Below are 6,616 nucleotides of genomic sequence, written 5' to 3' on the forward strand. Positions count from 1 at the left end.
TTCTACCTAAAAGGAGTGACCCGGTATCACTACCGAGTCACTCCTTTTTCGTACGCTTATGGTTTTTTGATTTGCTCAAGCAAAGCTGCAGGCAACAGCGTCACCGTGTCGTGCTTCAATAGATAGATGTCTTCCGCATATGCCCCGATGCGTCGGGGATTACGTCGTCCCTGTAGATTGTTTCGGATTGCTTTCGGAAAATTAACGCCGCATTCATAAGCATGTGGATATCCCCCACCGAATCGCGGATTGATTTCTGATAAAAAGAGCGTTCCGTCGACATCGAACAGATCGAAATCCAGCGGACCGACAAGACCAGTTCCATCTAAAACCTGCTCGACCAGTTCAAAGACATCGTCGCGTTTAACGGAGCGACTCTTATCCGTTTCCCCTGCACGCATGACGAGTTTCTCCTTGATGAAGATATCGGTCACTTCATGCGTCAACCAGTCGACATAGACATCGACACCGAGTTCTTGTCCTCTTAAGTATTCTTGAATCAATAAATCCGGATGGACGGCAAACAGTCCTTCAACGACTTCGAGGGAGGAGACCGCCTGGACATGGAGACTGGCACTCCCATTGCGTGGTTTGACGAAGACCGGGAACTGTACCTCCCCTTGCGCAAGTGCGCTCCGGAATGCTTCGAGCGTCACGTATGTCCGCGCATGCGCAATCCCTTCCGCGACACAATACGTATACATCGCGTACTTGTCGAAACAGAGACGACAGGCGTCCATTGGCGAGACGAGAACCGTGACACCGATGGCTTCAAACCGTTCCGTCGCCGCTGCGAGCAACTCCAGTTCAGGATCAATCAATGACAATAGCGCCGTCACCTGTTCGCGCTGACACAACTCCAGCAAATGATCGATATAATCCGGTGCATCGATGCAGGGAACGAGATGATGGCGTTCTGTCATATAAAGACCCGGTGCAAGTGGATTACAATCCGCAGTACTGACGTGACCGTCCGACATCTCATGGACGAAGTACTCGACCAGTTTTGTCCGGCGACCGACGCTTGTCATCAACAAATGGGCAGTCTTCATAGGGCAATCTCCTTCGTTAAAAGTGATGCCTTTTCTTTTCGTGCCAGAAAGAAAGACTTCCTGCTTGGCGCTGTACTTTTTTCCTACGAACGAGCAGATAACATCCGATTCCGATCAATGCTCCGGTTCCATCGAGTAGCACATCTTGGACGAGACCAGTCCGGTCACCCGTTAAAATTTGATGAAACTCATCAAACACAGCGATGGTGATTGCTAACGAATAGGCGAACAAGACGGCAAGTCCTGGTGTCAGGCGACGGCGTGTTAAATCGATCAATCCGATGCCTAATACGAGAAACGTCGAGACGTGGGCTGCTTTTCGGATGAAAAATTCAATGAAGCCACTTCGTCCGAGTGCTGCAACACTGACTTCTCCATGATAGGAGAAGGAGATGAATCGCAGATGATCGCCGAATCCTAACGGGATGTATCGAGATAACCCCGGCTTGATGGATTGTGCCTGATACGGCATCGAACTCGAGATAAAAAGGATCAATAGAACGGTCAGGACGACGTAGCCGGACCACGTGATTTTTTTCATGAACACACTCCTTTTTTTAGATCACTTTAGAATAACATGGGTGGAAACAATAGGCGATTTCTCCTGAAATTCAATTTCTATTTTAACCCATTTCATATTTTTAGTTTCCTTGAAAAACGATATTTTACATTTCACAGGTTTCTTTTATAATGAAAGTGGTTAATTAGTACTATACACGATGACCTGCAGAATAGGAGTGGAGTGCCATGAACCGTGCACTAGGTAAAAAAATCATGCAATTGCGCAAACAACACAAGTATACTCAAAAGTTTTTAGCTGAACGATGTGGAGAAACAGCAACGGACATTTCCGCTTACGAACGTGGTCAGCGCATGCCCTCTCCTCAAGTCCTAGAACGATTAGCTCTTGCTTTAGACACGACGGTCATCGATCTCATCGATCCGAAGTATGTACAGCATCCTTCGTTGAATGAATTCATGCAACAAGCGCTTGAACCATCACAACCGCTTGATCTGAAACTCATTCTCGAAGACTTACTCGTTCACCTCAGCCTATCGAAGGAAATCTATTTTGATGGTCGCCTCGTCTCAGCGAACATCCGAGATGAGATGGCAACGTCCATTGATCAGGCATTAAAACGAGGGCTTTCCTCCATCGAGGCGTAAAAAGGGATCAAAATCAGCTGATTTTGATCCCTTTTTCTTATTCTGTTTGGACAATATGGTCGATGTACAATTGTCCGTCTTCATATGTCGCTTCTAATAGTTGACGAAAAAACGCATTTTCACTTGTTTTCTCGGATACGAATACACGTGTGTAATGCTTATGCGCCTGCTCGAGTACACTGAATTTCAGAGTACGGGCAGATGAAGAGAAGAACAATTGACGACCGGGATGACCAAAGGCGTCCGTTGCTTTCGATTCTTCTAAGAAGTGAAAAGATTCATCTGGAAACAAGGTCTCAATGAACGATAAACAGCTTTGCTGAAAGGTACTTCCGCTCTGATTTTCCATGATGTGTCCGGCTCCTCTTTCTTATGATGTACTTTGAATCATGCAAAGGAAACTACTGTATCTCATTACCCGGTCTTTAGACCTATTCAAACCAATATATTACATATATTTTTTATTTTATTATTACATTATATTTTGCATTTATTGTTTTTCGAACTCTAATACCATCATTGTCTTTCCTTCATATAGAAATTGTCCATGATAACGCGATAATGTTGCAAATTCAAACAGCGTTTTTGGTTCGTATAGATATTCGACCGCATAACTGACTTTTTCTTCTTGTCCGGATTTGAGATAAGCGTTGAACAAGAGACGTTCCCCATCGATGTGATAGCCATAGAAAAGTAATGTCTTTTGAAAGCGTCGTGTCGCAATCGGATGGACAATTGATTTTAGGTGATCGATGTGATACAAGGACACGAGCAAGCGTCCGCTCGGTCGTAGCAACTGACGGATGTTTCGGAAGAACAACAGTAATTCCCCGCGCGTATAACGTAAAATCGTCGTTCCCGGTAAGATGATTCGATCAAAATACTCAGGTCCGACGACGTCCGTCACGTCATGACTCCATCCATAAACCTTATGCTGATACTCCTCCGCGATTTGCTTCGTCCGCGAAGCTTCCGGTTCAATCAGATAAAGATCATACCCCTCGTCCGACAAAAGATTAAACAGGGATGGATCAAACGTTCCGTAAAATAGGATCCGCTCTCCTTTTTGTAGATAACGTCGATAGAGCATCAACTCATCGACTTCATTTAACTGTTGTGCTTCTTGGTACAATCGACCAATTCGTTCATCTGCCTGGACATGATCGAGCACTTGGACACGGGAGTAGCTACCTTTACGCAAAAACGGACCAAATAAGACCTCACCCATGATACATCAACTCCTTGTAATGCTGAATTGCTTCCTCATAATCTGCGCCCAGTCGCTCTGGCAACACGTCGAATTGTTCCTTTTGATCCGCTTCTAAAATCCAGAGGAACGCTTCGTTCGTCTCGAACAGACGTAACGTCGTTCGGTCGAACGCAAAACACCCTTCCTCATTTTGAATGCCGATCAATGTTAACGGTCCAATCCGTCCAGACGTCCGGGGTAATTCAAGATCCGAGTAAGGGGTGATGAAGCGGCTCGTCCCTTGAAACGACCCTGCTAGTTGATACAACAACGGAAATAAATCCAGTTCCGTTTGCGATGCGAGCGCCTCCGGTTGAGGTTGCTGTTCTCGAATTAATTCAATATCGCTTGAAATATCTACACTCAACTGAATCGTTTTTTGTCGATCAGCGTAAATCCCGTCCGCAAAAAAGAACAGGCGATGCGAGACGCGTAATCCGCTTAATGTCGCATAATCGAGAATCCCCATCGATTGATCGTTTTGAATGCGCCCCGTTTGCTGCCAGTCTTGTAACCGCTCCGCAAGGGCATCACGAGATAAAACCGTCAGCTGTGACGCAAGTGACGGAGACAAACCGTCTGAGAATGTCAACAAAATCGGGGTCCGGCTCATCAGTTCGATGATCGGAAGATCGTGCCGCATCGGATGGTCAAAATAGATGACACTATTGATCGTCATCATTCGAAAACTGTCTACTGGAATCCGGTCCAACAATGAGCTGTCCTCAATGTAGACATGACGTAGCGGTTGCGGATGGTGCGGCACGGATGCGGGATAGACACCCGTCATCAACGAAAGGAGAGCATGATGAACAGCCGGAACGGATGCCGAAACCGGCATCTCTTCCTGCGGTAAGAAGAGACCGGTTAGGAAATCTGGTTGACCGAACAGAACCTCCCCGTTCTGCCGGATCAAATGAAACTGGACGTGTAGCATCTCGTGTTGCAAATAGGCAACGAGACGCAACGTACGCTCCCCTTCTCCTTGGAGGACGAAGACATAGTGCTCATATTCCTGAAAATCCATGTAATCGAGTAAATCATGAAACGTATGCGTATCATAATCAAAGGCATCGATTGAAATACGATGTGTCTCACAAAAAGTCTGCATCGCGGTAGAGGGCAAGGAACGTTGTAACCAGCCGTCTTGTTCCGATAAAAGTGATAATCCGATCATGTCCTCTCTCCTTTCTCTTTAAGTGATTGAAAAAAGGGCTTCATTCTCTACGATCCGAATGAAGTCCTTTTTGTGTGTATTAAGCCGATTTAACATTTGCTTTTGGTTTCGTATTAGTCCGGTCCATTTCCCGATGAGCGAGGGGGGCGACGGAGACGGTAGCAGGATTGAGACACCAAGCGCATGAAGTCATGTTACGTCGCGTTTCTTTTAAGATGAGTGTCATGGTTGTACCCCTTTCTGAATCAAGTGAGATGGTCGTTGAAACATTGATACGAAATCAAGTAAATTAGTGGTGTCCCGTTCAATTCGCTTCTATAATAGAAATTGGTACCCTGTACCAGTTCAATCTTTACGAAAGGACGAGGAGCCGATGGATCAATTCATGTCACCGCAAATCGGCTTAGCATTACGCCGACTGCGAAAGAAACATAATCTGACACAAAAAGATTTAGCAAACGGAATTTGCAGTCAAGCAGAGATCAGTAAGATCGAGAGTGGCACCCATTCACCGACGGTCGAGTTGCTTTATGCGTTATCACGTCGATTACAGGTACCGATAACTGCATTTCTTAATAACAATAATTCTCATGTTGACTCTCTACGTTTGACGGATGATCGGTTATTGACCGCTTTTCAAAATCAAGAATATGAAATGATCTATCGAGAAGCTCAAGAAAAAGTAAATTCAATCAGTTTTGATGAAGAATTAAGGTCACTTTACTCATACTATCTCCATATAAGTGCATATCGCATGAATAAAATAGATTACCGAACTTGTATAGTAGAATTGCAACTACTTGCAGAGAAATATTCAACTATCTATTTTTCGCCTAAAATGCTGGTTCGGTTAAAATCAGCAATCGCTACTCTTTATTATGAAAAAAACAACTATTTGTACGGTCTTAAAGTATACGAAGAATTAATCAACTTAAAATTTGATAGCGACGAACTTTTGGTAGAAAAGATACGAATTTTATATAACACTTCAAAAGTATTAATTGATTTAAGACGACCAACAGATGCTTTAAAATACATCAATGATGGCATACTGCAATGCTTACGATTTAAAGATATGTCATTATTAGGTCAACTCTATTATCAAAAAGCTTATGCCTTAGAACTCATGGAAGAAGAATTAAGTTTGATAAAAGACTCCTATCAAAAAGCTTATCTTCTATTTGACATATTACAAATGAATGAGTATAAACAAATTCTTTCAAATGGAAAAAGTCAATTTCTTGAGCAGTAACCGATTAAACAAATGGTTTTACTAAGAACTCTGCTGGAAGATCATTCTTCGCGACTTGTTTTACTGAGAACTCTGCTGGAAGATCATTCTTCGCGACTTGTTTTACTGAGAATTCTGCTGGAAGGTCGTTCTTCGCAACTTGTTTCACTGAGAATTCTGCTGGAAGATCGTTCTTCGCGACTTGTTTCACTGAGAATTCTGCTGGAAGATCGTTCTTCGCAACTTGTTTCACTGAGAATTCTGCTGGAAGATCGTTCTTCGCAACTTGTGTAGTGTTATTTGATACCGATACACCAAGTCCTAATACTAATAAAGCACTTGTGCTTGCTACGACTAATTTCTTTTTTAAGTTCATTTAAATAACCTCCTATTATTTTTCGTATGGCTTCGTAACAACATCATATAACCTTAGACCCCCTCTAAATATTCGAATACGAATATTTATGGTATTTTACACATTATTCTCACTTTCTATTACTTTTGGTGCGGGTCATATGTCCCGAATATTGCATTTTTTTTACAAATCATCTATCAATATGTCGAACTCGTGTATGAAAATAGATTTTTTTGAATATTCTATCATGATGAAATTTCGTAACAAACAAAAAAGAGAGCTGGTTCAACTCACACTGAACTGCTCCCCGTCAAGTAGACAGGATAAATAATAAAAATCACTTAAACGGCTTGCGCTCTGTATTCTAACGGAGCCAAGCCGTTTA

Annotated in this window: 9 protein-coding genes; 2 read left to right on the forward strand and 7 right to left on the reverse strand. The window is 43.2% G+C overall.

The genetic code is table 11. The annotated features are described in order from the left end of the window. Positions 1-56: 56 nt before the first annotated feature. Both KNQ15_RS10490 and KNQ15_RS10495 read right to left on the reverse strand, forming a co-directional pair. Positions 57-1,052, reverse strand: a complete 996-nt coding sequence (locus tag KNQ15_RS10490) for an ATP-grasp domain-containing protein (protein ID WP_214729294.1) — start codon at positions 1,050-1,052, stop codon at positions 57-59. A gap of 16 nt (positions 1,053-1,068) precedes the next feature. Next, positions 1,069-1,593: a VanZ family protein gene (locus KNQ15_RS10495; protein WP_214729295.1), complete on the reverse strand. Its 525-nt coding sequence runs from the start codon at positions 1,591-1,593 to the stop codon at positions 1,069-1,071. Positions 1,594-1,799: 206 nt separating this feature from the next. Between KNQ15_RS10495 and KNQ15_RS10500 the strand changes: the two genes are divergently transcribed. Further along, positions 1,800-2,219, forward strand: a complete 420-nt coding sequence (locus tag KNQ15_RS10500) for a helix-turn-helix domain-containing protein (RefSeq protein WP_214729297.1) — start codon at positions 1,800-1,802, stop codon at positions 2,217-2,219. A gap of 37 nt (positions 2,220-2,256) precedes the next feature. Here the strand turns inward: KNQ15_RS10500 and KNQ15_RS10505 are convergent, their stop codons facing one another. The 4 genes from KNQ15_RS10505 to KNQ15_RS10520 form a co-directional block, all read right to left on the reverse strand. After that, positions 2,257-2,568, reverse strand: coding sequence for a hypothetical protein (locus KNQ15_RS10505; RefSeq protein WP_214729299.1), 312 nt, complete (start codon positions 2,566-2,568; stop codon positions 2,257-2,259). A gap of 141 nt (positions 2,569-2,709) precedes the next feature. Then, positions 2,710-3,447 carry a class I SAM-dependent methyltransferase gene (locus KNQ15_RS10510; protein ID WP_251137662.1) on the reverse strand — a complete coding sequence of 246 codons (738 nt, stop codon included), beginning with the start codon at positions 3,445-3,447 and terminating at the stop codon, positions 2,710-2,712. Further along, a complete protein-coding gene (locus KNQ15_RS10515) occupies positions 3,440-4,645 on the reverse strand; it encodes a hypothetical protein (RefSeq protein WP_214729301.1) in 1,206 nt (401 codons plus the stop codon). Before KNQ15_RS10515 ends, KNQ15_RS10510 begins: the two co-directional genes overlap by 8 nt. A gap of 79 nt (positions 4,646-4,724) precedes the next feature. Next, positions 4,725-4,871 (reverse strand): hypothetical protein, encoded by a 147-nt coding sequence (locus tag KNQ15_RS10520; RefSeq protein ID WP_214729303.1) that lies wholly within the window; start codon positions 4,869-4,871, stop codon positions 4,725-4,727. A gap of 147 nt (positions 4,872-5,018) precedes the next feature. Between KNQ15_RS10520 and KNQ15_RS10525 the strand changes: the two genes are divergently transcribed. Next, entirely contained in the window at positions 5,019-5,897 is an 879-nt protein-coding gene (locus KNQ15_RS10525) for a helix-turn-helix domain-containing protein (protein WP_214729305.1), read from the forward strand. Positions 5,898-5,901: 4 nt separating this feature from the next. Here KNQ15_RS10525 and KNQ15_RS10530 read toward each other — a convergent pair whose 3' ends face one another. Next, entirely contained in the window at positions 5,902-6,252 is a 351-nt protein-coding gene (locus tag KNQ15_RS10530) for a hypothetical protein (RefSeq protein ID WP_214729307.1), read from the reverse strand. Positions 6,253-6,616: the final 364 nt, after the last annotated feature.

The organism is Exiguobacterium sp. s168 (assembly GCF_018619035.1).
Taxonomy (GTDB): Bacteria; Bacillota; Bacilli; order Exiguobacteriales; family Exiguobacteriaceae; genus Exiguobacterium_A; species Exiguobacterium_A acetylicum.

What these genes read in the sequence shown, in the direction of transcription:
- KNQ15_RS10505 (WP_214729299.1), bottom strand. Translation starts at nt 2,568, where the DNA reads ATGGAAAATCAGAGCGGAAGTACCTTTCAGCAAAGCTGTTTATCGTTC.
- KNQ15_RS10515 (WP_214729301.1), bottom strand. Translation starts at nt 4,645, where the DNA reads ATGATCGGATTATCACTTTTATCGGAACAAGACGGCTGGTTACAACGT.
- KNQ15_RS10495 (WP_214729295.1), bottom strand. Translation starts at nt 1,593, where the DNA reads ATGAAAAAAATCACGTGGTCCGGCTACGTCGTCCTGACCGTTCTATTG.
- KNQ15_RS10490 (WP_214729294.1), bottom strand. Translation starts at nt 1,052, where the DNA reads ATGAAGACTGCCCATTTGTTGATGACAAGCGTCGGTCGCCGGACAAAA.
- KNQ15_RS10510 (WP_251137662.1), bottom strand. Translation starts at nt 3,447, where the DNA reads ATGGGTGAGGTCTTATTTGGTCCGTTTTTGCGTAAAGGTAGCTACTCC.
- KNQ15_RS10500 (WP_214729297.1), top strand. Translation starts at nt 1,800, where the DNA reads ATGAACCGTGCACTAGGTAAAAAAATCATGCAATTGCGCAAACAACAC.
- KNQ15_RS10520 (WP_214729303.1), bottom strand. Translation starts at nt 4,871, where the DNA reads ATGACACTCATCTTAAAAGAAACGCGACGTAACATGACTTCATGCGCT.
- KNQ15_RS10525 (WP_214729305.1), top strand. Translation starts at nt 5,019, where the DNA reads ATGGATCAATTCATGTCACCGCAAATCGGCTTAGCATTACGCCGACTG.
- KNQ15_RS10530 (WP_214729307.1), bottom strand. Translation starts at nt 6,252, where the DNA reads ATGAACTTAAAAAAGAAATTAGTCGTAGCAAGCACAAGTGCTTTATTA.